Source organism: Arthrobacter nitrophenolicus (assembly GCF_000332815.1).
In the GTDB taxonomy this organism is placed as follows: domain Bacteria; phylum Actinomycetota; class Actinomycetes; order Actinomycetales; family Micrococcaceae; genus Arthrobacter; species Arthrobacter nitrophenolicus.
The window spans coordinates 73377-98566 of sequence record NZ_AOFD01000009.1; the positions used below are offsets into that span (position 1 = coordinate 73377).

Sequence of the window (25190 nt, forward strand, 5' to 3'; positions counted from 1 at the left end):
AACCCCTTGCTCTATCAGTTGTGGTCCCTAAAACCCGGGTTTAGGGACCACAACTGATAGAGCAAGTGATGCTGTTAGGCCGGGAGGGACACCGAGGTCACCGGCAGGGACGAGTCCGGGGCGAAGCCGATCCCGCTGGGGGCAACGCCTGCCATCACCAGCTGCGCCCCGAGGGCGGCCACCATGGCCCCGTTGTCCGTGCACAGATCCAGCGGCGGCACGTGGAGCCTGATGCCGGCCGAGGCACAGCGCTGCCCGGTCAGCTCCCGGAGCCGTGAGTTGGCCGCCACCCCGCCGCCCAGCAGGACGTCCTTGATGCCGTGTTCCCGGCAGGCCAGCACGGCCTTGGACGAGATGATGTCCACCACGGCCTCCTGGAAGGCGGCGGCGATGTCCGCCACCGGGATCTCCCCGCCGCGGGCCTCGAACTGCTCGACGCAGCGGGCCACGGCGGTTTTCAGGCCGCTGAAGGACCAGTCGTAGCGGTGCGGGCCCGGCTCGTCCGCGGTGCCCATGTACTTGGGCTGGCTGAGGCCGCGGGGGAAGCGGATCGCCTTGGGGTTGCCGGTGCGGGCCACCTTGTCGATGACCGGGCCGCCGGGGTAGCCCAGGCCCAGGATGCGGGCCACCTTGTCGTAGGCCTCCCCCGCTGCGTCATCGATGGTGGAGCCCAGCAGGACCACGTCGTCGGTGATGCTGTTGATTTTCAGGATCTCGGTGTGGCCGCCGGACACCAGCAGCGCGCCAAGGTTCTCCGGCAGCTGCGGCGCCTTGCCGTCCTTGCCGTCCAGCAGTCCCACGCCCACGTGCGCCACCAGGTGGTTGATGGCGTACAGCGGTTTGCCCGTGGCCACGGCCAGGGCCTTGGCGGCGCAGACCCCCACCATCAGGCGCCGGCGAGGCCGGGCCCGGAGGTGACGGCGATGGCGTCCACCTCGTGCAGGGTGACTCCGGCGTCGGACAGCGCCTGTTCCAGCGTCGGAACGAAAGCGTCCAGGTGCGCCCGGGAGGCGATCTCGGGGATGACGCCGCCGAAGCGGACGTGCTCGTCCATGGACGAGGAGACGGTGTTGGTCAGGAGGGTGGTGCCCCGGACGACGCCGACGCCGGTCTCGTCGCAGGACGACTCGATGCCCAGGACCAGTGGCTGGGTGCGGTTCATGGCTGGTTTCCTTCGTGTGTTTCCTCGTCGCCCATGAGCTGGAGCCGCATGATCAGGGCGTCGACGCCGTCGCGGTAGTAGCGGGGGCGGACGTGGATCTGCTCGAATCCGAAGCGCAGGTACAGGCGCTGCGCCCGCGGATTGTCCGCGCGCACCTCCAGGAGGACGTCCGCCGCGTTGCGGCGGCGTGCCTCGTCGATGAGGCCGGTCAGCAGTGTGCTGCCGATGCCGCGCCCCTCGTAGCCGGGTACGACGGCGATGGTCTGGACGTCCGCGATGGGCTCGATGCACATGAGCCCGGCGTAGCCCACGATGCCCTCTTCGCTTTCGGCCACGAAGTACCGGCGGGTCTCCGGCTGGGCCAGCTCGTCATAGAACATCTGCAGCGGCCACGCATCCACCGGGAAGAGGCGCTGTTCCAGGACGCTGACGGCGATCACGTCGTCTACCGTCATGTCACGCACGACGATGCCGTCCAAGCGGGGATCCGAGGCTGCGCTCACAGGGCCCTCTTCCGGGGTCCGGGGACCTGGGCATCGGATTCCCGGAGGTACAGCGGCGTGGAGTCCAGGAGGCCGTTGCCGGCGGCCAGCCGGGCCAGCGCGAACTGGCCCAGGTACAGGGCGTCCGGCTGTTCCTGCACGAAGTCCGGGTCCGCCTGCAGGGTGTCCGCGTAGAGGCCTGCTCCAGCGCCGAAGGCCGGCAGGTCCGGCAGGTCCGCGGCGAAGCCCACGTGCGGGCCGTCCTCGAGCCGCGGCAGCTGCCCCTCAGCCAGGGTGTAGCGGGCCCAGTAGACCTCCTTGCGGCGGGCGTCCGTCACCACCAGGAATTCGGCCGGGGCCGCGGTGGATTCCGCCACCTCCAGGGCCACGGCGTCCAGGCTCATCAGCCCATGCAGCGGCTTGCCCCAGACGAATGCGAGGGTGCGCGCCGTCGCGATGCCGGACCTGAGGCCGGTGAAGGGACCGGGCCCGACACCCACCACCAGGGCGTCGATGTCCTGTCCGGTGACGCCGGCTGTGGCAAGCATGTCCTCGATCCCCGGCGCCAGCACCTCGGCGTGGCTGCGGGTGTCCTCGGTGGAGAAACTGGCCACCACGCCCTCCAGCGCGTCATCGGAGACGAGCGCGGCGCTGGCCACGGCGGAAGTATCGATCGCAAGGATCAGCATCAGTTGTTCCCTTCGGCGGCGCCCAGCCCGGGCGGGGCCGGCCAGCGCGGGCCGTATCCGCGCATGACGATGGTGCGCGGCTCGTCCGTGTCGTCTGTGTCGAAGTCCAGGCCCTCCGCGGTGGAGGGTCCCGCGGCAGCCAGCCCGATGGCGCGGTGCAGGTCTATTTCCAGCCGGCTTTCGCTCAGGTGCTCCACCCGGTCGTGCCCCCATTCCACCACCGTCACGGACGAATCCATGGTGTTCTCCAGGTCGATGTCGTCGATCTCCGCGGCCGAGCCGAGGCGGTAGGCGTCCACGTGGACCAGGTCCGGGCCGCCGGGCCGGGGGCCTTCGGGCAGGTTGGGGTGGATGCGGACCAGGACGAACGTGGGCGAGATGATGCCGGCGCGGACGCCCAGCCCCTCTCCCAGGCCCTGCGTGAAGGTGGTCTTGCCGGCACCCAGCTCGCCGGAAAGCACCAGCAGGTCCCCGGCCTCCAGCAGCCCGGCAAGGCGGGCGCCTAGCTCATGGGTCTGGTCCGCCGTCGCCGCGATGAAGGTCTGCTCCCAGTTGGCAGAGTGCCCTGTTCGACGGCGGTCACGCGGCTCCCCCGGTCTGCAGGGCGGCCGCGTGCCGGCCCCCGGACGTGTCCTGTTCGTTGATGAAGCGCCGCGGCACCCGGGGGCTGATCCGGGTCACGATCTCGTAGTTGATGGTCCCGGCGGCGCGGGCCCAGTCATCGGCGGTGGGGCCGCCGTCGTCACCGCTGCCGAACAGGACGGCTTCCGCGCCCAGCAGCGCGGCACCGGCGGGACCGGTGTCGCCAAGGTCGATCACCATCTGGTCCATCGCGATCCTGCCCACCACGGGGTAGGTATGGCCTGCCACGCGGACGGGGCCGCCGGTGGCGATGCGGGGAATGCCGTCAGCGTAGCCCACCGGAATCAGGGCCAGGGTGCTCCGGCCGGTGGTGTGGTAGCGGAGGCCGTAGGAGACACCCTGGCCGTCCGGTACCTCCTTGCACTGGGACACGCGGGTCCGGAACGTCATGGCCGGCCGGAGCCCGAGTTCCGCGGAGGTCTGGCCTTCAAAGGGTGAGAGCCCGTAAATGCCCAGGCCGGCGCGGACCAGGTCGAAGTGGGTGTCCGGCCGGGACAGCGTGGCGGGGGTGTTGGCCAGGTGGCGGACCTCGGGGTCCACCCCGGCGTCCTCGGCAACGGCCAGGGCCTCGCGGAAGGCTGCCAGTTGCTGGTCCGTTTCGGGCCGGTCGGGTTCATCGGCCACGGCCAGGTGGGAGAAGATGCCCACCACCCGCAGCAGGCCCTGGTCCTGGTAGTCCATGGCCTCGCCCACCAGCTGGTCCCAGGTGTCGAGCGTGGCGCCGTTGCGGCCCAGGCCCGTATCGACTTTCAGATGCACCCGGGCCGGGCGTTCCTGCTCCCGGGCGGCCGCCACAATGCGGTCCAGTTCCCAGCCGGAGCAGCCGATATCGACGCCGGCGGCCACCGCCGCGCCGAAGTTGCTGTCCACCGTGTGCAGCCAGGCAAGCAGCGGGGCGTCGATGCCGGCGGCCCGCAGCGCCAGGGCCTCGGAGATGTGCGCCACCCCCAGCCAGGAGGCGCCGGCTTCGATGGCTGCGCGGGCCACGGGAACGGCGCCGTGGCCGTACGCGTCGGCTTTGACGACTGCCATGACCTTCGCGGGGGAGGCGGCGGCAGCGAGCCGGCGGACGTTGTGCCGGATGGCGTCCAGATCGATCACGGCGGACCGCTCGTGGTGCGGGTCCGGTCCGGGGGCACCGCTGAATTCACCGGTTGTTGCGGGGTAAGTCACCTTAGTGATTCTAGTGCGGGCGGTTCCGGCCGAATAATCACGCGGACCGCGAGGGTTTCCGGAACGCGTTGGCGCGCCGGGGCACCTGCCGGTGCGCCGCCGTCGGGCGCTAAGCGTCCGAGAGGTGTGCGATGGTGGCCGCGGCCCGGCGCTGGGCGGCGAGCGGGACGTCCTGGACGATCTCCGCCAGGAAGCCGAAGCGGCGCAGCCACTGGCTCATCTGCCGCTCCGGCCGCGCGTTGGCACGCTTCCACCAGTCGGCGATGTCCCCCCAGCCGGGGGCGGCGAGCGAGCCGCCCACTTCCTGCACCGCCAGCGAGGCGCACAGGTTCGCAAACCGTAGCCGGTTCCCCAGCGGCCAGCCGGCGAGGCTGCCCACGATGAACGCGGCGTCAAAGCAGTCACCGGCGCCGGTGGGATCGTAGGCCTTGACCGGGAGGGACGGCACCCACTCCTCCTCCCCCGTTTCCGAGTCCACCGCCATCGCACCCTGCGGGCCGAGCGTCACCACGGCAACCGGGACCCGGTCCGCCAGCGCGTACAGCGCCGTCCACGGGTCGTCCTTGCCGGTGAAAGCCATGGCCTCCCGCTGGTTGGGCAGGAACGCGTGGAAATACTGCAGGTTCTCCAGCCGGACCGGCGCCCATTCCCCGGTGGGGTCCCAGCCGACGTCACCGAAGAGCTTGACGCCCGCCTGGTGCGCGGCCTTGGCCCAGGGCTCCACCTCCACGCCCACCTCCGCGATGCCGGCGAGCGCCGGCGGCGGCGTGCCGATCAGTTCGGAGGACGTTACCGGGGCGGCGTGGCCGTGCGTCACCATGGACCGGTCCTTTTCCACGCACAGCGAGACCGTCACCGGCGAGTGCCAGCCGGGGACGCGCCGGGACAGGCTGAGGTCCACGTGTTCCTGGCTGGAGAGGATCTTCCAGTTGAAGTCCCCGTAGCCGTCGTCGCCGAATGCCGCCGCGAGGCCTGTCCGGAGTCCCAGCCGGGCCGCGGCGATGGCCTGGTTGGCAACGCCCCCGGGGCAGCTGCCCATGCCGTCGCTCCAGATTTCGGTGCCCGGTTCCGGGCCGTGCGGCAGCCCGGTGAAGATGATGTCCTGGAAGACGGTCCCGGCCAGGAGGACGTCGAACCCCGGCTCATCGGGCGACCGGACGGCAGCCAGGGGGTCGAACGGGCGGGCAGGAATGGCGTCCATGCCCGGCACGATACGCCCTGCCGCCGACATCCGGTAGGGGATGCCCGGCTTTCTGCGGTGATGCGGGAGGGCGCAGGCCTAGACTGCTGGGTATGCGGCTCCTCATTGCCGGCGGCGGCGGGTTCCGGGTGCCGCTGGTCTACCGGGCACTGGCTTCCGGCCGTTTCGCCGGGCTGGTCAGCGAACTGGTTCTCTACGACGTCGACCCCTCCCGCCTGGCCGCCGTCACCGCCGTGCTCCGCAGCATGCCCGGACCGGGGGCAGGCCCTCCGGTCCGTGCCACCACCAGCCTGCCGGACGCGCTGGCCGGAACGCAGATGGTGTTCGCGGCGGTCCGGCCGGGCGGCACCGCGGGCCGGGTGGCGGATGAGAAGGTGGCCCAGGACCTCGGGCTGCTAGGCCAGGAGACCACGGGCGCCGGCGGCATTTCCTACGCCCTGCGCACCATTCCGCACATGCTCGGGCTGGCCCGGCAGATGAGGGAACACAGCCCGGAGGCCTGGCTGATCAACTTCACCAACCCGGCCGGCATGGTCACCGAAGCGCTGGTTCCGGTGCTCGGTTCCAGGGTCATCGGAATCTGCGATTCGGCGGGCGGGCTGGTGCAGCGGGCGGCGCGGGCTGCTGGCGTGGCGCTGCCGGATGGCCGGCTCGACGGCGTGGGCTACTACGGGCTGAACCACCTGGGCTGGCTGTACCGGCTGGAGTCCGGCGGCCGCGACGTCCTGCCTGGCCTGCTCGCTGATCCCCGGGCGCTGCAGTCCTTCGAGGAGGGCCGGCTTTTTCCGCAGCCCTTCCTGGCCGGGCTGGGCGCGCTTCCCAATGAGTACCTCTACTACTATTACCGGCTGGACGACGCGCGGCGGGCGATGCGGGCCATGCCCGTCACGCGCGGGGAGTCCATCCACCTGCAGCAGCAGGAGCTGTATCCGCGGCTGGCTGCCGCCGGCACTGATGCGTACCGGCTGTGGGAAGAGGCGCGCCGCTCGCGCGAGGAGGGCTACCTGGCCGAGGCCCGGGCTAATGGCGAACAGCGGGACGAGGATGACCTGGCCGGCGGTGGCTATGAGCGCGTTGCGCTGGCAGCAATGCGCGCCCTGTCCGGCGCCGGGGACACCCAGCTGATCCTGAACACGCGCAACTCCCTGCCCGCCGCTTCCAACGCCGCTACGGCTGAAGCACCCCCCGCTCGGGCCGCCATTCCCGGGCCGCCGGCGGACGCCGTCGTCGAACTTCCCTGCACGGTGACCCCCGACGGCGCGCTGCCGCTGCCCCAGGCGGAACCGGGGAAAGAGCAGATGGAGTTGCTCCGCCGGGTCAAGGAGGTGGAACGGCTCACGGTCCTGGCGGCCACGGAGGGCACCCGGGACGCTGCCCTGGCGGCGTTCGCGCGTCATCCCCTGGTTGATTCGCCGGACCTGGCCTCGGATCTGCTCGCCGGGTACGAACACGCCTTTCCTGCGCTGCGGAAATTGTGGGGCGGGGGCGCCGCCTGACACACAACGGCGGGCGTTAAGGGTAGGGAGTAGTGTTTTATCGAACGCCCAATGATCCGGCGCGCACAGTACGAGCCGGCGGCCGGAAGGAGGTCCCGTGGCATTGATCCGCAGGGTCGCTTTACTCTCCCTCCACACCTCCCCCATGGAGCAGCCGGGGTCCGGTGACGCGGGCGGCATGAACGTCTACATCCGCGAACTCGCCTCCGCCCTCGCCGAGGCAGGCGTTGAGGTGGAGATCTTCACCCGAGCCACCTCCGCAGGCCAGCTCGCCGTCGAGCACCCCGATCCCGGTGTCTGCGTGCACAACGTCCTGGCCGGGCCGCCCCGGAAGATTCCCAAGGAGGAACTTCCCGGACTCCTGCACCAGATGGTGGCCGAGATCGAACAGATCCGCCGCCGGCAGCCGCACGGCCGGTATGACGTCATCCACTCCCACTACTGGGTCTCCGGGATCGCCGGCCTGGAGCTGTCCGAACTGTGGGGCGTTCCGCTGGTCCACACCATGCACACCATGGCCAAGGTGAAGAACCTGCTGCTGGAGTCCGGCGAGCAGCCCGAGCCGCGGCGGCGCGAGCTGGGCGAGCACCGCATTGTGGACGGAGCGGCGCGGCTGATCGCCAACACCAGTTCCGAGGCCGCCGAACTGGTATCCCATTACGGTGCCAGGTACGACCGGATCGATATCGCCCCGCCCGGCGTTGACCTGGGCACCTTCACGCCGGCGTTCCGGGCCCGGTCCCGGGCAAACCGCGGAATCGGTCCCGGCACCTTCCACCTGTTGTTCGCCGGACGCATCCAGCGGTTGAAGGGGCCCCATGTCCTGGTCAAAGCGGCCGCTTTGCTGCGGCAGAGACGCCCGGACATCGACCTGCGGCTCACCATTCTGGGCTCCCTGAGCGGGAACAAGGAGTTCAACCTGCGCCGGTGGATTTCAGAAGCGGCAATGGACGACGTCGTCACGCAGCTTCCGCCGGTCAAGGCACCGGAGCTTGCTGAATGGTTCCGGGCGGCGGACGTTGTGGTGATGCCATCCTTCAGCGAATCCTTCGGCCTGGTGGCGCTGGAAGCCCAGGCCTGCGGCACTCCGGTGGTGGCCACCCGGGTGGGCGGGCTCTCCCGGGCCATCTTCCACGGCCGCACCGGGCTGCTCGTTGACGGGCACCATGCCGCGGACTGGGCCGACGCCTGGAGGCCCTCTACGACGATCCCGCCACCCGGGAGGACATGGGGCGGGCCGCCGCCATCCGCGCCCAGAACTCCGGCTGGTCCCGCACCGCCGCCATCACGCTCGAAAGCTACCACGCCGCCGTCGAGCATCACGTGGGGCACCGGCTGGCGCCGGCCGTCCCGGCGTCGTAAGGGACCCGGCGTCGTAAGGGACCCGGCGCGGCCGGGGCTTGGGCCGGCGTTCCCGGGGTACGTTACCTGTGACGCACAGGAAAGGACGATGATGTCTGGCTTCCCCTCCGACCTTGAGATAGCACGCGCCGCGCGGATCCGGCCGATTCCGGAAATAGCTGCCGCCGCGGGGATCAACGCCGACGCGGTGGAGCTCTACGGCCGGTTCAAAGCGAAGATCGACCCCGCCCGGCTGGACGCCCCGCCGCCGGCCGGGAAGGTGGTGCTGGTTTCGGCCATGTCCCCCACCCCCGCGGGCGAGGGGAAATCCACCACCACTGTCGGCCTCGCCGACTCGTTGGCCCGGGCCGGGCACAAAGTGATGATCGCGCTCCGGGAACCGTCGCTGGGCCCGGTCCTGGGCATGAAGGGCGGTGCCACCGGCGGCGGGCTGTCCCAGGTCCTGCCCATGGATGAGATCAACCTGCACTTCACTGGCGACTTCCACGCGATCACGTCGGCCAACAACGCCCTGATGGCGCTGGTGGACAACCACATCTACCAGGCAACGCCTTGAACATCGATCCCCGGCGGATGACCTTCAAACGGGTCCTGGACATGAACGACCGGGCTTTGCGTGAAGTGGTGATCGGACTCGGCGGGCCCTCCCAGGGGGTTCCCCGGCAGGACGGTTTCGATATCACCGTGGCGTCCGAGATCATGGCCATCTTCTGCCTGGCCTCGGACCTCGCCGACCTCCGCGGGCGCCTGGGCAGGATCACGTTCGGCTATTCCTACGACCGCGCTCCCGTGACCGTGGCCGACCTCGGCGTGCAGGGGGCACTCACACTGCTCCTGAAGGAAGCCATCAAGCCCAACCTGGTGCAGACCATCGCCGGCACGCCGGCCCTGGTCCACGGTGGTCCGTTTGCCAACATTGCGCACGGCTGCAACTCGCTCATCGCCACCCAGACTGCCCGGCGGCTGGCGGACATCGTGGTGACCGAGGCCGGCTTCGGCGCCGACCTGGGCGCCGAGAAGTTCATGGACATCAAGGCGCGGACCGCTGGTTTGGCACCGTCCGCCGTCGTGGTGGTGGCCACAGTGCGGGCGCTGAAGATGCAGGGCGGGATGGCCAAGGACCAGCTGACCCGTTTGGACCTCGCAGCGCTCGAGGCCGGAGTGCCCAACCTGCGCCGGCATCTGCGGAACGTGGAGAAGTTCGGCGTTACTCCCATCGTGGCCATCAACAAATTCGGCCTTGATTCACAGGAGGAGCTGGACTGGCTGCTGGCCTGGTGCGCTGCCGAGGGGGTGCACGCTGCTGTCGCTGATGTGTGGGGGCGCGGCGGTGGCGGGGACGGCGGGGACGAGCTCGCGGCCCTGGTCGCACGCGTGGTGGCGGGGCCGAACAGTTTCCGGCACCTGTACCCGCTGGAGCTGTCTGTGGAGGACAAGATCCGGACCATCGTGCAGGAGATCTACGGGGCGGACGGCGTGGACTTTTCCGTGCCGGCGCTGAAGCGGCTGGCCGACATCGAGCGGAACGGCTGGTCCGGGCTGCCGGTGTGCATGGCGAAGACCCAGTACTCCTTCACCGACGACGCCTCCCGGCTCGGCGCCCCGAAGGGTTTCACCATCCACGTGCGTGACCTGCTGCCCAAGACCGGCGCGGGTTTCATTGTGGCGCTCACGGGTGCGGTGATGACCATGCCCGGCCTCCCGGCCGTCCCCGCGGCCCTGCGCATGGATGTGGACGACGCCGGCAACCCGGTCGGCCTCACCTAACCCCGCCTCCCCCCGTTGCTCTATCAGTTGTGGTCCCTAAAGCAGGGGTTTGGGGACCACACTGATAGAGCAACAGGGGGTGTGGATAAGTTCTGCGAGGGTTGGCCGCCCCGGGTAAGAATGTTTCGCATGCGCCCCGTGCAACCGTTACCCGTTCACCTCAGGTCTGCTCCGTTCACTGTCCTCGAGGCGCGTGCGGCGAGCCTGAGCCCAGGGAGGCTCCGCTCATCGGACCTCGCATCCGGTGGACGTCTGCTGTATATGCCGTCGGGTTGGGAGTTTGAGTTGCCTGCCATGGCGCGGGCCCTGTCGGCTGCGACCCCCGGTGCCTGGATTTCCCACCTCACCGCAGCTGTCCTTTTCGGTTTGTGGCTTCCTGCCTGGTTTCAGGACTGCCGTGAGCTGCACCTGAGCAAGCCCAGAGCACTGCCACCAGTGCGCCGTGAGGGCGTGGTGGGCCATACCGTACTTGCTTTCGCGGACGAGGTGGTGTTCTGGGAGGGCACTTGGATTTCCACTCCAGCGCGAACGTGGCTTGACCTGGCCCGGCTTGTTCCGCTTGAGGACCTTGTTGCTGTCGGTGACCAATTGGTTCGCCAGCCGCGGCCCGGATTGGAAGTACGGGCGGAGCCTTGGTCCAGTCTTCCGGAGCTGCAGCGGATGCTGACCCGGCACCCGAAGCTGCAGGGCATCGTCAAGGCACGCGCCGCCGTCCACCTTATTCGCGCTGGCGCGGACTCTGCCCCTGAGACGTTTTTGCGGCTGGCTCTGACGGAGGCGGGACTGCCGGAGCCCGAATTGCAGATGCGTATCGTGCAGGATGACCCCTATTCACCTGCCGCCGATATGGGTTACCGCCGGCAGCGCGTTGCCATAGAGTACGACGGCGGCCATCACCTGACACGGGAACAGCAGTCACGCGACAATCGGCGGGATGCATATTTTCACTCAGCCGGGTGGAAGTACTTCAAGTTCAATGCCGACGACCTGGCCCAAAACTTCCGCCGTGCCGTAGGGCAGGTCCGCGCCGCCCTCCGCGAGCCTTAAACAGCGTTGCTCTATCACTCTTGGTCCCCAAACCGGGGTTTTAGGGACCAAAAGTGATAGAGCAACGGAAGGGGGTTAGCGCTCCAGGTCGCCGCGGATGAAGGCTTCCACCTTTTCGCGGGCGAGGTCGTCGTTGAACTGCTCCGGCGGCGACTTCATGAAGTAGCTCGAGGCGGAGAGCAGCGGGCCGCCGATGCCGCGGTCCAGGCCGATCTTGGCGGCTCGGATGGCGTCGATGATCACGCCGGCGGAGTTGGGCGAGTCCCAGACCTCCAGCTTGTACTCCAGCGAGACGGGGGCGTCACCGAAGTTGCGGCCCTCGAGGCGGACGAACGCCCACTTGCGGTCGTCGAGCCACTGGACGTAGTCGGACGGTCCGATGTGGACGTCCTTCGCTGCCAGCTCGGCCTCGACGTTGGAAGTGACGGCCTGGGTCTTGGAGATCTTCTTGGACTCCAGGCGGTCGCGTTCCAGCATGTTCTTGAAGTCCATGTTGCCGCCAACGTTCAGCTGGTACGTGCGGTCCAGGGTGACGCCGCGGTCCTCGAACAGCTTGGCCATGACGCGGTGCGTGATGGTGGCACCGATCTGGCTCTTGATGTCGTCACCCACGATCGGCACACCGGCAGCGGTGAACTTGTCAGCCCACTCCTTGGTGCCGGCGATGAAGACGGGCAGGGCGTTGACGAAGGCGACGCCGGCGTCGATGGCAGCCTGGGCGTAGAACTCGGCAGCATCCTGGGAACCGACGGGCAGGTAGCAGACCAGGACGTCAACCTTGGCGTCCTTGAGGGCCTGGACCACGTCCACGGGCTCTTCGGTGGACTCCTCGATGGTCTCGAGGTAGTACTTGCCCAGGCCGTCCAGGGTGTGGCCGCGCTGGACGGTAACGCCGGTGGGCGGCACGTCGGCGATCTTGATGGTGTTGTTTTCGCTGGCCAGGATGGCGTCGGCCAGGTCGTGCCCGACCTTCTTGCCGTCGACGTCGAACGCGGCGACGAATTCAACATCACCCACGTGGTACTGGCCGAACTCAACGTGCATCAGGCCCGGGATGGTGGTGTTGGGGTCGGCATCCTTGTAGTACTGGACGCCCTGGACCAGCGAAGCGGCGCAGTTGCCTACGCCGACGATGGCAACACGGATCGGATGTGAAGACACGGAACTCCTTTGAGGACAAAACGTCAGCCGGCCGGGGTGCGTCGGGGAGGATCGCGACGGCGGCCGGCTGGTACGGCGCCGCGCGGCGCCTTTTCATAGTACCCAACAGCGCGGGACGGGGCATTGTTCCCCCGTCCCGCGCTTCAACAATCAGGAAACCGGCTGCTTCCACAGGTTGATGTCCGATTCGACGGCAAATTCGTCGATCGCTGTCAGCTCCTCGGACGTAAAGTCCAGGTTGTTGATGGCGGCCAGTGAGTCCTCCAGCTGGCGGACGCTGGACGCGCCGATGAGCGCAGACGTGACCGGGGAGCCCTTGGGCTGGTCGCGCAGGATCCAGGCGATGGCCATCTGCGCCAGGGACTGTCCCCGGCCTTCGGCGATGGCGTGGAGCCCGCGGATCCGGTCCAGTTTCTCGTCAGTGATGGCATCCTCCGACAGGAAGCGGGCCTTGGCTGCGCGGGAGTCGGCGGGAATGCCGTTGAGGTACCGGTTGGTCAGCATGCCCTGGGCCAGGGGCGAGAAGGCAATGGACCCGGCGCCCACCTGGTCGAGGACCTCGTACAGGTTGGGCGAACCGTCCTCGGTCCAGCGGTTCAGCATGGAGTAGCTGGGCTGATGGATCAGCAGCGGCGTCCCCAGTTCCTTCAGGATCCGTGCGGCCTCGATGGTCTGCTCCGGCGTGTAGGAGGAGATACCGGCGTAGAGGGCCTTTCCGGAGCGGACGGCGTGGTCCAGGGCCCCCATGGTCTCCTCCATCGGGGTTTCCGGATCGGGCCGGTGGCTGTAGAAGATGTCCACGTAGTCCAGGCCCATCCGCTGCAGGGACTGGTCCAGGCTGGAGATGAGGTATTTGCGGGACCCCCATTCGCCGTAGGGCCCGGGCCACATGTAGTACCCGGCCTTGGTGGAGATGACCAGCTCGTCACGGTAGGGCTTGAAGTCGTCCTGCAGGTGCCGGCCGAAGTTGGTCTCGGCGGAGCCGTCCGGCGGGCCGTAGTTGTTGGCAAGGTCGAAGTGGTTGACGCCGAGGTCGAACGCGCGGCGGAGGATGGCGCGCTGTTCGTCAAAGCGCTTGTCGTCACCGAAGTTGTGCCACAGGCCCAGCGAGATGGCTGGAAGCTTCAGGCCGCTGCGGCCGACGCGTCGGTAGGGCATGGAATCGTAGCGGTCCCCCGCTGCAGAAAAAGTCATACATTCCATCCTGCCAGCTGTGACCCCGGTAACAGGACAACGATGGAAAGTTACGCCGCGGGCTGACAACAGCCGGCCCGCGGCGCCACTTCAGTCCATCACTCAGGACTTCAGGATTGCTGCGCTCCACGGCGCCAGGGCCAGAGCCTCGCCCTCCAGGCCGGTCGCCTCATCCGTGGCCAGCAGGACGGACCCGGCGGCGCCGTCCAGCCGGATCTTGGCGTCGGAGAAGTTGATCAGCACCTCGACGCTGCCGCGGCGGAACCGCAGCCAGCGCTCGTCGTCGTCGAACGCCACATCCGTTTCCGTGAACCCCAGCCCGGCCAGCTCGGTATGCTGCGCCGCAGGGCGGTCAGCTGCCGGTACAGGTCCAGCAGCCGCGAGTGGTCGCCGGTGGCGGCCTCGTCCCAGTCCAGCCTGGACCGGCGGAAGGTTTCCGGATCCTGGGGATCGGGCACGACGGCGGGATCCCACCCCATGCGCTCGAACTCCCTGATGCGCCCTTCCGCGGTGGCCTTGCCGAGCTCGGGTTCCGGGTGCGACGTGAAGAACTGCCACGGCGTGGAGGCACCCCATTCCTCCCCCATGAACAGCATGGGGGTGAACGGCGAGGTGAGCGTGAGCACGGCGGCCACAGCCAGCTGCCCGTAGGACAGCGACTGCGAGAGCCTGTCCCCCGTGGCCCGGTTGCCGATCTGGTCGTGGTTCTGGTTGCAGACCACCAGCGCCGCGGGGTGCACCAGTGCGGTGTTGATGGGCCTGCCGTGGTGCCGGCCGCGGAAGCTGGAGTAGCTGCCGTCGTGCAGGAACCCGTCCTTCAGCACCTTGGCGAGCACGGCCAGGGAGTCGAAGTCGGAGTAGTACCCGGTGGTTTCGCCGCTGACGTTCACGTGGACGGCGTGGTGGAAGTCGTCGCTCCACTGCCCCGCCAGCCGTAGCCGTTGGCATCCCGCGGGTAGAGCAGGCGCGGGTTGTTCAGGTCCGATTCGGCGATGAGCGTCTTGGGCAGCCCCGTTTCCGCGGCCACGGCATCGCCCAGGGCGCCGAGTTCCTCGAGGAGGTGCACGGCGCGCTCGTCCCGGAAGGCGTGCACGGCGTCCAGTCGGAGCCCGTCCACGTGGTAGTCCCGCAGCCACAGGGCGGCGTTCTCCAAAATGTATTCGCGCACCACGTCCGAGCCGGCACCGTCCAGGTTCAGGGAATCGCCCCAGGTGTTGGCGTCCCCCTGCTTCAGGTAGGGGCCGAACTTGGGCAGGTAGTTGCCGCTGGGTCCGAGGTGGTTGTAGACCACGTCCTGGATGACGCCCAGCCCGGCCGCGTGGGCGGCGTCCACGAACCGCTGGTACGCGGCCGGCCCGCCGTAGCCCTCGTGGACGGAGTACCACTGCACGCCGTCGTAGCCCCAGTTGTGGGTTCCGTTGAACCCGTTGACGGGCAGCAGTTCCACGAAGTCGATGCCCAGCCCGGCCAGGTAGCCCAGCTTTTCCGCCGCGGCGTCCAGGGTCCCGGCAGGCGTGAAGGTGCCCACGTGGAGCTCGTAGATTACCGAGCCTGTCAGGTCCTTGCCGCGCCAGCCGGAGTCCTGCCAGGCGTAGGAGGCGGGATCGAATGTCCTGGACAGCTCATGGACGCCCGACGGCAGCCGGCGGGACCGGGGGTCGGGCAGGGGCTTGCTGTCCCCGTCCAGCAGGTAGCCGTAGTCCACCTCGCCCTGGGCGGGGGCGCCGGGGGCGGTCCACCACCCTCCGGAGCCGGGCGCCGTCTCCTTTTTCTGCATCGCGTACTCCCGGCCATCGGCCAGCAGGACCACGGACCCGGCCTCCGGCGCCCACACATCGAAGCGTTCGGGACCGTCATTGACGAGGGTCATGCCTTCTCTCCATCCACCGGAACCAGCAAAGCCACGGGGTAGGTACCCAGGACATCCGCCACCAAAACGGGTCCGGGCCCGAAGGCGGTGCCGGTGAGTTCGTCACGCATCGGAGCGCGAAGTTCGACGGCGGTGTCCCGCCAGCCGCCGCCGGCTTCCAGTCCGGCGGGAAGCCGGGTGGCCAGGGTCACCGCTCCGGGCGACGTTTCCGACGTGCCGCGGGAAAACGCCAGCAGATGGCGGGCTGCGGCGCCGGAGGCAGTCACCGGGGTGTAGCCCTGGAACAGTTCCGGCCGGTCCCTGCGCAGGCGGAGTGCCCGCGCGGTGGCCAGGAGCTTGCTGGCTTCCGTCCCGGCGTCCGGCAACGTCCCGCCGTCGATCCTTGCCAGTTCTTCGCGGCGGAGCGCAAAGTCGACGGGCCGCCGGTTGTCCGGGTCCGTCAAGGACCGCTCCCAGAACTCGCTGCCCTGGTAGACGTCCGGCACGCCGGGCATGGTGAGCTGGACGAGTTTTGCCGACAGTGAGTTGGAGGCGGCATAGGCGTCGATCCGCGCCACGAACTCCGCCACGGCCTGGTTGACCCGGGGGTTATCGAACGCCGCGTCCACGGCCGCCTTCACCGCGGACTCAAAGTCCTCGTTGGGCTCCGTCCACGTGGTGGAGTTGCCGGCCTCGCGGGCGGCCTTTTCGGCGTACCCCTGGAGCCGTTCCCGGCTGGCGGGCCAGGCGCCGACGATGGCCTGCCAGAGCAGGTTCTCGTACGGGCCGTCCGGCACCGGCGCCAGCTCGCGCAGGGTGTCCAGCGTGGCGGTCCACTCCTGCGGCAGCTCGGCGATCACGGAGATCCGGGCCCGCGCGTCCTCGCTGCGCTTGGTGTCGTGCGTGGACATGGTGGTCATCGACAGCGGCAGGTCCTGCTGCCGACGGCGCATCCGGTGGTGGAATTCGTCCGGCGTAACCGCGAACTCGGTGGGTTCGGCACCCACCTCGGTCAGGGTTCCCAAACGGGTGTAGCGGTAGAACGCGGTGTCCTCCACGCCCTTGGCCATCACCATGCCGGAGGTCTGCTGGAACCGGACCGCAATCGGGTTTGAGGGGTCCAGCAGCAGCGGCAGGAGGGTTCCCACGGCAACGGCGAGATCCGGCCGGTGTTCGGCCGCGGACTCGCACGCTTCCTTGAGGACCTCGGCGCCGGTGGGCAGGTAGGTGCGGTAGACCGGGAAGGAGGCGATGATCTCCGCGATGGCATCCGCCGCCTGGTCCTGGGGCAGGCCGTAGGATTCCGGCACCAGCCGGGCCAGGCGCAGCACCTCGGAACGCAGGATGCCGTCGGCGATCATGCGCTTGGTTCCGCGGATCATCCGGGCATAGTCTGCCGGTTCCGGTGCCCCGCGCAGGTCCGCGTCCAGCCGGTCCAGCGCAGATTGCCCGGCGGGGTCCACAAACACGCGGTCCACGTCAGCCAGGGCGTCGTAGCCGGTGGTGCCTTCGCAGGCGAAGTCGCCGGGCAGGACCTCGCCCGGCTCAAGGATTTTCTCCACCAGGACATAAGCCCCACCGGTCAGGTCCTTGAGCCAGCGGAGGTACCCGGCCGGATCGGCCAGCCCGTCCGGGTGGTCCACCCGGAGTCCGTCCACCAGTCCCTCACGGAACCAGCGGCCCACCTCGGCATGGGCTTCCTCGAAGACCTTGGGGTCCTCGACCCGGATGCCCGCCAGGGTGGTGACGGCGAAGAAGCGGCGGTAGTTGAGCTCGGCATCCGCGCGGCGCCAGCCCATCAGCTCGTAGTGCTGCCGGCTGTGGACCTCCTGCGGGGAGTCGCCCTCCGTGTAGGTGCCCGGAGCAAGCGGGAAGCGGTGGTCGTAGTAGCGGAGCTCGCCGTCCACCACTTCCAGCTCGTCCAGGTCCTCATCAGAACCGAGCATGGGCAGCCGGATCTTGCCGCCGCCGAGGTCCCAGTCGACGTCGAACGCTTCCGCGTACGGTGAGCCGCGGCCCTCCCGGAGCAGCGACCACCACCAGGGGTTCTGCGGCGGTGAGGCAACCCCCACGTGGTTGGGCACGATGTCCACCAGGACGCCCATGCCGTGCTCGCGGGCCGCCGTGGACAGTGCCAGCAGTCCCTCCGGGCCGCCGCGGGCGGGGTCGACGGCGGACGGGTCGGTCACGTCGTAGCCGTGGTCCGAGCCCTGCTCCGCGGTGAGGATGGGTGAAAGGTACACCCAGTCCACACCCAGCGATTTCAGGTACGGAACCTGCTCGGCGGCATCAAACAGCGTGAAACTGCTGCGGATCTGCAGCCGGTACGTGGATGCGGGGGCCCTCACTTTGTCGCAGCCTTCCGCTCCCCCACCTTGGTGGTCTTTCCGGGTTCCGCCACGGCGGGGGTGCTGATGGTTTCCGTCTCGCTGCTGGACGTCTGGGTCAGCGCGGCCAGGGATGCGGCTACGGAGTGGTCCGGCTCGACTTCCTCAACGGTGTGGGCGCGCAGGACAACCAGGGACTTGGCTTCAACCGGCAGCGGCTGCCCGGCCGGAACCGGTTCAGTGTCGGCGTTCTGCCCGGCAGTGTCAATGATGATGTCCCAGGCCGGCGCGTACTCGTCGGACGGCAGCGTGAACTTAACAGTGTCATCGTGGGCGTTGAAGAACAGCAGGAAGCTCACGTCGGTGATCCTGCGTCCACGGGTGTCCTTGCCCTGGATGCCGTCCCCGTTCAGGAAGACGCCCACGGAGCGGCCGAACCCGCTGTCCCAGGCCTCGGGTTTCATCGTTTCGCCGGAGGGGTCCAGCCATACGATGTCCGGCAGCCGTTCGCCTTCTCCCCGGAGGACGGGCCGTCCGTCGAAGAACCGGCTGCGGCGGAAGGTGGGATGCTTGGCGCGGAGCGCGTTCACTGCGGCAGTGAACTCGATCAGCGGCTGGTCGATGCTGTCCCAGTTGATCCAGGTCAGTTCGGAGTCCTGGCAGTAGCCGTTGTTGTTGCCCTTCTGGGTGCGGCCCAGCTCGTCGCCGTGCAGGAGCATGGGCACGCCCTGGGACAGGAGCAGCGAGGCGATGAAGTTCCGTTGCTGGCGCGCACGCAGCGCCAGCACCTTCGGATCGTCCGTGGGACCTTCGGCACCGCAGTTCCAGGACCGGTTGTGGGACTCGCCGTCGTTGTTGCCCTCGCCGTTGGCCTCATTGTGCTTCTCGTTGTAGGACACCAGGTCCGCGAGCGTGAAGCCGTCGTGGGCCGTGACGAAGTTAATGGAGGCGACAGGGCGGCGGCCGGAGTGCTCGTAGAGATCCGCCGAGCCCGTGATGCGGGAGGCGAACTCGCCAAGAGTGGCGGGCTCACCCCGCCAGAAGTCGCGGACAGTGTCGCGGTACTTCCCGTTCCATTCGGTCCACTGCGGCGGGAAGTTGCCCACCTGGTAGCCACCGGGTCCAACGTCCCACGGCTCGGCAATGAGCTTGACCTGGGAAACTACCGGGTCCTGCTGGATGAGTTCGAAGAAGGTGGACAGCTTGTCCACGTCGTAGAACTCCCGGGCCAGGGTGGATGCGAGGTCGAAGCGGAAGCCGTCCACGTGCATCTCGGTGACCCAGTAGCGCAGCGAGTCCATGATCAACTGCAGGGAGTGCGGGTGCCGGACGTTCAGCGAGTTGCCGGTGCCCGTGTAGTCCATGTAGTGCTTTTCGTCGCCCTCCATCAGCCGGTAGTAGGCGGCGTTGTCGATGCCCTTGAAGGACAGCGTGGGGCCCAGGTGGTTGCCTTCGGCGGTGTGGTTGTAGACCACGTCAAGGATGACCTCGATGCCCGCCTTGTGCAGCGAGCGGACCATGGCCTTGAAGTCCTGGACCTGCATGCCGTTATCGCCGGTGGAGCTGTAGGTGTTCTGGGGCGCGAAGAAGCCGATGGTGTTGTAGCCCCAGTAGTTGTTCAGGCCCTTGTCCTCAAGGGTGCCGTCATTGACGAACTGGTGGACCGGCATGAGCTCGATGGCGGTCACGCCGAGCTTCTGCAGGTGGGAAATGACGGCGGGATGCGCCACGCCGGCGTAGGTTCCGCGCTGTTCCTCGGGCACGTCCGGGTGCAGCTGGGTGAGGCCCTTGACATGGGCCTCGTAGATGACGGACTGGTGGTAGGGGATGCGCAGCTGCTGGTCGCCCTCCCAGTCGAAGAACGGGTTGATGACGACGCCCATCATCATGTGCTTGGCGGAATCCGCGTTATTGATGGAGTCAGGCTCGCCCAGGTTGTAGGTGAACAGCGCCGGGTCCCAGTCGATCTGGCCGTGGATGGCCTTGGCGTAGGGGTCCAGCAGGAGCTTGTTCGGGTTGAACCGGTTGCCCGAGGCGGGGTCGTAGGTTCCGTGCACGCGGTAGCCGTACTTCTGGCCGGGCTGGACCTGCGGGATGTAGCAGTGCCAGACGTAGCCGTCCACTTCGTCCAGCGTGATGCGGGTTTCCTTGCCGTCGTCGTCGAAGAGGCACAGTTCCACTTTTTCTGCTCGTTCGCTGAACAGGGCGAAGTTGGTGCCGGTGCCGTTGTAGGTGGCGCCAAGCGGATAAGCCGATCCAGGCCAGACTTCCATATTGCTCCTCATCGTAGGTCGGCAGCGGTACCAAACCGCCCCCAGCTGCCGGTGCGAACTATGCCTACCGTAGCGGGTGGCTGTGACTTTTACGTTTCGGACCACCCGGATTGCTAAGCATGCTGACTTTACCCCAGGCGCCGGGAATCGCGCTGGCGATTACGCCAGCAGTGATCGGGCCTCCCGAGTTGGCGTCCGACGCCGCCCTCCCGGCTTTGCCGTGCAGGGCGGCTCCCAGCGCGGCAAGGGCAGCCCACCGGCCGTCCCCGTCAACGGCGAGTTCGTTCAAATGTTCGACGCCGGGACCCGCCTGGGCGAGCAGCGCACCGATGACGCCGGCCAGGACGTCGCCGCTGCCGGCGGTGGCGAGCCAGGGTGTGCCGTCCGCCTGGCTGTAGACGTCGCCGGAGGGTGCGGCCACCAGGGTGGAGGCGCCTTTGAGCAGGACGGTGGCGCCGGTGCGGGCGGCTGCGTCCCGGGCGGCTTCCAGTGTCGCCGCTTCGATGGCGGCGCGGTCTTCGGTTCCGCCAAGGCGCTGCAGCAGCGTGGCGAGCTCACCGGCGTGCGGGGTGAGGACCACGTGCGGGGCGAGCCGGTCCGGAAGGGCCGGCAGGGCGCCGGCGTCGGCCACGGTGGGGAGTCCGGAGTCAATGGCATCCCGGGCCCGCGCCAGCTGATCGTGGTCGTCGGGGCCCAGCCCGGAACCGACCAGCCACGCCTGCACCCGGTTCTCGGCCACCGAGCCGGTGCTGCACACCACTTCCGGGCAGGACTGGCGCACCAGGTCCGCCACCTCGGGCGGGCCCAGGTACCGCACCATCCCCACGCCCGCCGCAAGCGCGCCACGGCAGGCCAGCACTGCGGCTCCGGGGTAGGTTGCGGATCCCGCCACGACACCCAGGACGCCGCGCGAGTATTTGTGCGCGCGGCGGGCGGGGCCGGGCAGGAGTCCGGCGATGTCCGCCGATTCCAGCCGGCGCACGGAGGGGCGGGGAAAGTTGTCTTCGATGCCGATGGGCACCACGTGGACCCGGCCGGAATAGTCCGCGCCGGGGTCGGCCAGCAGTCCGCTCTTCGCGGCGCCGAACGTGACGGTCAGGTCCGCCGCCAGCACCGGTTCCACAGCCGCGCCCGTATCGGAGTCCACGCCGCTGGGCAGGTCGCAGGCCACCACGAATCCGTGCCCGGCCTGCCGGCGTGCCTCTACAATGGCCTTTACTAGGCCGGCAGCACTCCCCCGCAGCCCGCCTTTCGCGCCCGTTCCCAGGATGGCGTCAATCACGACGTCGGCGCGTGCGGTTTCCGCCGCAAGCCCGCCGGGTGCCGCGCCGGCGAGGTCATGGGTACGTCCGCCGGCGCGTTCAAAGGCGGCCAGGGCCTGCGGGTGCCCGGCACCTGAGGTGAGGACCGCCGTCGTACGCATCCCGCGGGCGGCGAGGAAGGCGGCCGCGTACAGCCCGTCACCGCCGTTGTTGCCCTTGCCTGCGAGCACCACCACGCGCGCGCCGTAAATGCGGCGGCCGCGGGCACGGAGCTCGGTGATGATGGCGTTGGCCAGCCCGTGGGCGGCGCGCTGCATCAGGACGTCGCCCAGCCCGGCCGCCAGGAGGGGTTCCTCGGCGGCCCGGACCTGCGTTCCGGTGAAGGCGCTGATCATCCGGTTACCTGGGGCCGGGCCCGGTGCAGGATCAGCCCTCGGCCAGGACAGTGGCGGTGGCTATCCCGCCGTCGTGGCTGATGGAGAGGTGCCAGCGCTTGACGCCCTTGGCCTCGGCGACGGCCAGCACGGTGCCCTTGACCTGGACGGTGGGCCCGTTGTGGTCCAGGCCGATCCAGCAGTCCTGCCAGTTCATGCCGGCGGGCGCACCCAGGACCTTGGCCACGGCTTCCTTGGCGGCGAACCGGGCGGCCAGGGACCGGATGTTCAGTTCCCGCTCCGCGGGGACGAACAAACGGTCCCGGAGTCCCGGTGTGCGCTGCAGCTGGCGGCCGAACCGCTCGATGTCAACGACGTCTACCCCAATGCCTACGATCATGGCACTACTCTACGGTGACGCTCTTGGCGAGGTTGCGAGGCTGGTCCACGTCGTAGCCCTTGGCTGCGGCGAGTTCCGCGGCGAAGATCTGCAGCGGAACGGTGGTCAGCAGCGGCATCAGCAGGGTGGGCGTCTCGGGGACGTAGAAGACGTGCTCGGCGTAGGCCTTGACGGCTTCGTCGCCTTCCTCGGCGATGACCAGGGTGCGGGCCCCGCGGGCACGGACTTCCTGGATGTTGGAGACCACCTTGGCGTGCAGCGAGTCGCGGCCGCGCGGGGACGGGACCACCACGAACACCGGCTGGCCCTCGTCGATCAGGGCGATGGGGCCGTGCTTGAGCTCACCGGCGGCGAAGCCCTCGGCGTGGATGTAGGCGATTTCCTTCAGCTTCAACGCACCCTCGAGCGCCACCGGGTAGCCGACGTGCCGGCCCAGGAAGAGCACTGACTTCTCGTTGGCCATGCTGCGGGCAAGTTCGCGCAGCGGTCCGGCGTTGTCCAGGATCTTCTGTATCTTCGCGGGGATCTTGTTCAGGTCCGCGAGGACGTCCTTGATCTGGCCGGAGAAGATGTTGCCGCGCAGCTGGGCCAGGTACAGGCCCAGCAGGTACGCGGCCGTGATCTGGGCCAGGAACGCCTTGGTGGAGGCGACGGCGATCTCCGGACCGGCGTGCGTGTAGAGCACGGCGTCGGACTCGCGCGGGATGGTGGAGCCGTTGGTGTTGCAGATGGAGATGGTCTTCGCGCCCTGTTCCCGGGCGTAGCGGACGGCCATCAGCGTGTCCATGGTCTCGCCGGACTGGCTGATGGAGACCACCAGGGTGTTCTCGTCCAGGATCGGGTCGCGGTAGCGGAACTCATGCGCCAGCTCCACCTCGGTGGGGATCCGGCACCAGTTCTCGATCGCGTACTTCGCCACCGTGCCCGCATACGCGGCGGTGCCGCAGGCCAGCACGATGATCTTGTTCACCTGCTTCAGGCGTTCAACATCGATCCGCAGCTCGTCCAGGGTCAGCTTGCCGTTGATGTCCGAGCGGCCCAGCAGGGTCTGCGCCACGGCGTCGGGCTGGTCATGGATTTCCTTCTCCATGAACGAGGTGAAGCCGCCCTTTTCAGCAGAGGTCGGGTCCCAGTCCACGTGGTATTCCTTGCCCTCGGCCGGGTTGCCGTAAAAGTCCGTGATTTCCACGGTGTCCGCGGTGATGGTGACAATCTGGTCCTGGCCCAGCTCCACCGCGCGGCGGGTGTAGTCGATGAACCCGGACACGTCAGAGCCCAGGAAGTTCTCGCCCTCGCCCAGGCCGACCACCAGCGGCGAGTTGCGGCGCGCGGCCACCACCACGTCGGGCTGGTCAGCGTGCACGGCCAGGAGGGTGAAGGCACCCTCAAGGCGCTGGCAGGCGAGCTCCATGGCCCGGGTCAGGCCGCCGTCGGACGTGTCACCGCCCAGCTTGTTGCGGAAGATGTCCCCCAGCAGCGCGGCCGCCACTTCGGTGTCGGTCTCGGAGAGGAACTCCACACCCTTGTCCAGCAGCTCGAGCTTGAGCTCGGCGAAGTTCTCGATGATGCCGTTGTGGATCACGGCGAGCTTGCCGCCGTCGGCCAGGTGCGGGTGCGCGTTACGGTCGGTCGGGCCGCCGTGCGTGGCCCAGCGGGTATGGCCGATCCCGGTCACGGTCTCCGGCAGCGGCCGGGCCTCCAGCTCGGCCACCAGGTTGCTCAGCTTCCCGGACTTCTTCCGGGACTCGATGCTGCCCTGGGACACCACCGCCACACCGGCGGAGTCGTAGCCCCGGTACTCCAGGCGGCGCAGCCCCTCCAGGACAACATCCAACGCACTGTGACCGGCAATTACGCCGTCAACCCGACGGCCCACATATCCCACGATTCCACACATACGCTAAAGACTATCGGCTGGGAGCCGTAGCTTTAAAACGCGAGGCCAGGCCGCCAAGGACTCCTATGTTGCGGGCGGGCGGCGCTCCGTACAGGCGCCTGCATTTCGCTATGTGCCGGGGGCGGGGCAGAATCACTAGCGTGACTTTGCAACGCAACGAGGCGAATGGAGAGGGTGTCTCCCCGTTCGTGGAGCTGGACCGGCAGACCTGGTCCAGGCTGGCAGCCAGATGGAGCAGCCTCTTAACGAGGAGGATATTCTCCGTCTGCGCGGCCTGGGCGACCCCCTGGACATGACGGAAATCCGGGAGGTCTATCTGCCCCTGTCGCGGCTGCTGCACCTGTACGTTGAGGCAGCGGGCCAGCTGCACGCGGCCACCACCACGTTCCTGGGCGAGCAGACCCAGCGCACCCCGTTCGTGATCGGCGTTGCCGGTTCCGTGGCCGTGGGAAAGTCCACCATCGCCCGCGTGCTCCGCGAGATGCTGCGCCGCTGGCCCGGCACGCCCAACGTGGAGCTGATTACCACTGACGGATTCCTTTATCCCTTGGCTGAGCTCAAGCGCCGCCAGCTGCTGGACCGCAAGGGTTTTCCTGAGTCCTATGACCGGCGTGCGCTCCTGCGTTTCGTGAGCGAGATCAAGGGCGGGGCCGAGGAGGTCCGCGCGCCTGGTACTCGCACGTTACGTACGACATTGTTCCGGGCAAGGAAGTGGTGGTCCGCCGGCCGGACGTCCTGATTGTGGAGGGCCTGAATGTGCTGGCCCCGGCACGGCCCCGGCATGACGGCCGGCAGGGCCTGGCGCTGAGCGACTTCTTTGACTTCTCCATTTATGTGGATGCCAAGACGTCCCACATCGAGGAGTGGTACGTGGACCGGTTCCGGAAGCTGCGGAGCACGGCGTTCGCGCAGCCGGAATCTTACTTCCACCGCTACGCCAGCCTGTCCGACGAGGAAGCGGAGACCACCGCCCGGGAAATCTGGAAGCGCATCAACGAGCCCAACCTGGAGGAGAACGTCCTGCCCACCCGCGGGCGGGCGCAGCTGGTGCTCACCAAAGAGGCCGACCATACGGTCCGCCGCATGCTGCTCCGGAAGGTGTAGCACAGGTGTGCCACGACTGCTCCGGCCCGCCTCTTTCCAGCCGCCGCAGCTTTACCCGTTTCCTGGCGGCGGGGGCAGGGCTGACTGTCCTGACGGCCTGCACGCCGGAGGCACCCGGGGCGGCGGCGGCGTCGTCGGCCCCTTCATCTGCGTCCCCCTCCCCTGTTGCCGCCACCGCCTCGGCAACCACGACGGCGGAGGCCGCCGCAGTGCCTCCCGCAGCGCCGGAGGCCGCCCCTGCGCCGTCGCCCTCCGCCGAGCTGCCGCGGCAGTTCTCCCTGACGGACCCGGCGAGCCCGTGGCTGATCGTCAACAAGCGCCGGCCGCT

The 25190-nt window shown here is 68.5% G+C and carries 14 protein-coding genes and 6 pseudogenes; 6 read left to right on the forward strand and 14 right to left on the reverse strand.

Annotated elements, in window-relative coordinates; all coding sequences use genetic code 11:
* Window positions 1-74: 74 nt before the first annotated feature.
* From tsaD to G205_RS05085, 6 genes and pseudogenes are all read right to left on the reverse strand, one after another.
* Window positions 75-1162: pseudogene (tsaD, locus tag G205_RS05060) on the reverse strand (tRNA (adenosine(37)-N6)-threonylcarbamoyltransferase complex transferase subunit TsaD).
* Complete coding sequence (rimI, locus tag G205_RS05065) at window positions 1159-1617, reverse strand: ribosomal protein S18-alanine N-acetyltransferase (RefSeq protein WP_052014048.1); 459 nt, start codon at window positions 1615-1617, stop codon at window positions 1159-1161. The pseudogene tsaD and the gene rimI overlap by 4 nt, the downstream one beginning before the upstream one ends.
* Window positions 1618-1661: 44 nt before the next feature.
* Entirely contained in the window at window positions 1662-2333 is a 672-nt protein-coding gene (tsaB, locus tag G205_RS05070) for a tRNA (adenosine(37)-N6)-threonylcarbamoyltransferase complex dimerization subunit type 1 TsaB (protein ID WP_009357027.1), read from the reverse strand.
* Window positions 2333-2869: a tRNA (adenosine(37)-N6)-threonylcarbamoyltransferase complex ATPase subunit type 1 TsaE gene (gene tsaE, locus G205_RS05075; RefSeq protein WP_035752115.1), complete on the reverse strand. Its 537-nt coding sequence runs from the start codon at window positions 2867-2869 to the stop codon at window positions 2333-2335. Before tsaE ends, tsaB begins: the two co-directional genes overlap by 1 nt.
* A gap of 43 nt (window positions 2870-2912) precedes the next feature.
* A complete protein-coding gene (alr, locus tag G205_RS05080) occupies window positions 2913-4148 on the reverse strand; it encodes an alanine racemase (RefSeq protein WP_009357029.1) in 1236 nt (411 codons plus the stop codon).
* 109 nt (window positions 4149-4257) lie between these two features.
* Window positions 4258-5349, reverse strand: coding sequence for a carbohydrate kinase family protein (locus tag G205_RS05085; RefSeq protein ID WP_035752135.1), 1092 nt, complete (start codon window positions 5347-5349; stop codon window positions 4258-4260).
* 92 nt (window positions 5350-5441) lie between these two features.
* Here G205_RS05085 and G205_RS05090 point away from each other — a divergent pair, with 92 nt between their 5' ends.
* From G205_RS05090 to G205_RS05105, 4 genes and pseudogenes are all read left to right on the forward strand, one after another.
* Complete coding sequence (locus G205_RS05090) at window positions 5442-6845, forward strand: family 4 glycosyl hydrolase (protein ID WP_009357031.1); 1404 nt, start codon at window positions 5442-5444, stop codon at window positions 6843-6845.
* Window positions 6846-6942: 97 nt separating this feature from the next.
* Window positions 6943-8207, forward strand: a pseudogene (mshA, locus tag G205_RS05095) (D-inositol-3-phosphate glycosyltransferase).
* A 91-nt stretch (window positions 8208-8298) separates the two neighbouring features.
* Window positions 8299-9974, forward strand: a pseudogene (locus G205_RS05100) (formate--tetrahydrofolate ligase).
* Window positions 9975-10424: 450 nt separating this feature from the next.
* Window positions 10425-11021 carry an endonuclease domain-containing protein gene (locus G205_RS05105; RefSeq protein WP_338058382.1) on the forward strand — a complete coding sequence of 199 codons (597 nt, stop codon included), beginning with the start codon at window positions 10425-10427 and terminating at the stop codon, window positions 11019-11021.
* 75 nt (window positions 11022-11096) lie between these two features.
* Here G205_RS05105 and G205_RS05110 read toward each other — a convergent pair whose 3' ends face one another.
* From G205_RS05110 to glmS, 8 genes and pseudogenes are all read right to left on the reverse strand, one after another.
* Entirely contained in the window at window positions 11097-12182 is a 1086-nt protein-coding gene (locus tag G205_RS05110) for an inositol-3-phosphate synthase (protein WP_009357035.1), read from the reverse strand.
* A gap of 150 nt (window positions 12183-12332) precedes the next feature.
* Window positions 12333-13376, reverse strand: coding sequence for an L-glyceraldehyde 3-phosphate reductase (mgrA, locus tag G205_RS05115; RefSeq protein WP_009357036.1), 1044 nt, complete (start codon window positions 13374-13376; stop codon window positions 12333-12335).
* 102 nt (window positions 13377-13478) lie between these two features.
* A pseudogene (treZ, locus tag G205_RS05120) lies at window positions 13479-15246 on the reverse strand (malto-oligosyltrehalose trehalohydrolase).
* Window positions 15243-17573 carry a malto-oligosyltrehalose synthase gene (gene treY, locus G205_RS05125; protein WP_009357037.1) on the reverse strand — a complete coding sequence of 777 codons (2331 nt, stop codon included), beginning with the start codon at window positions 17571-17573 and terminating at the stop codon, window positions 15243-15245. Before treY ends, treZ begins: the two are co-directional and overlap by 4 nt.
* Window positions 17570-19825: a glycogen debranching protein GlgX gene (gene glgX, locus G205_RS05130; protein WP_009357038.1), complete on the reverse strand. Its 2256-nt coding sequence runs from the start codon at window positions 19823-19825 to the stop codon at window positions 17570-17572. Before glgX ends, treY begins: the two co-directional genes overlap by 4 nt.
* 64 nt (window positions 19826-19889) lie before the next feature.
* On the reverse strand, window positions 19890-21482 hold the full coding sequence (locus tag G205_RS05135) for a bifunctional ADP-dependent NAD(P)H-hydrate dehydratase/NAD(P)H-hydrate epimerase (protein ID WP_009357039.1): 1593 nt from the start codon (window positions 21480-21482) through the stop codon (window positions 19890-19892).
* 31 nt (window positions 21483-21513) lie between these two features.
* Window positions 21514-21861, reverse strand: coding sequence for a holo-ACP synthase (locus G205_RS05140; RefSeq protein ID WP_009357040.1), 348 nt, complete (start codon window positions 21859-21861; stop codon window positions 21514-21516).
* 4 nt (window positions 21862-21865) lie between these two features.
* Window positions 21866-23758: a glutamine--fructose-6-phosphate transaminase (isomerizing) gene (gene glmS, locus G205_RS05145; RefSeq protein WP_035752118.1), complete on the reverse strand. Its 1893-nt coding sequence runs from the start codon at window positions 23756-23758 to the stop codon at window positions 21866-21868.
* Between the two features lie 110 nt (window positions 23759-23868).
* Here glmS and coaA point away from each other — a divergent pair.
* Together coaA and G205_RS20950 are read left to right on the forward strand one after the other, a co-directional pair.
* Window positions 23869-24862, forward strand: a pseudogene (coaA, locus tag G205_RS05150) (type I pantothenate kinase).
* Between the two features lie 5 nt (window positions 24863-24867).
* Window positions 24868-25190, forward strand: a pseudogene (locus tag G205_RS20950) (D-alanyl-D-alanine carboxypeptidase family protein); the annotation flags it as partial.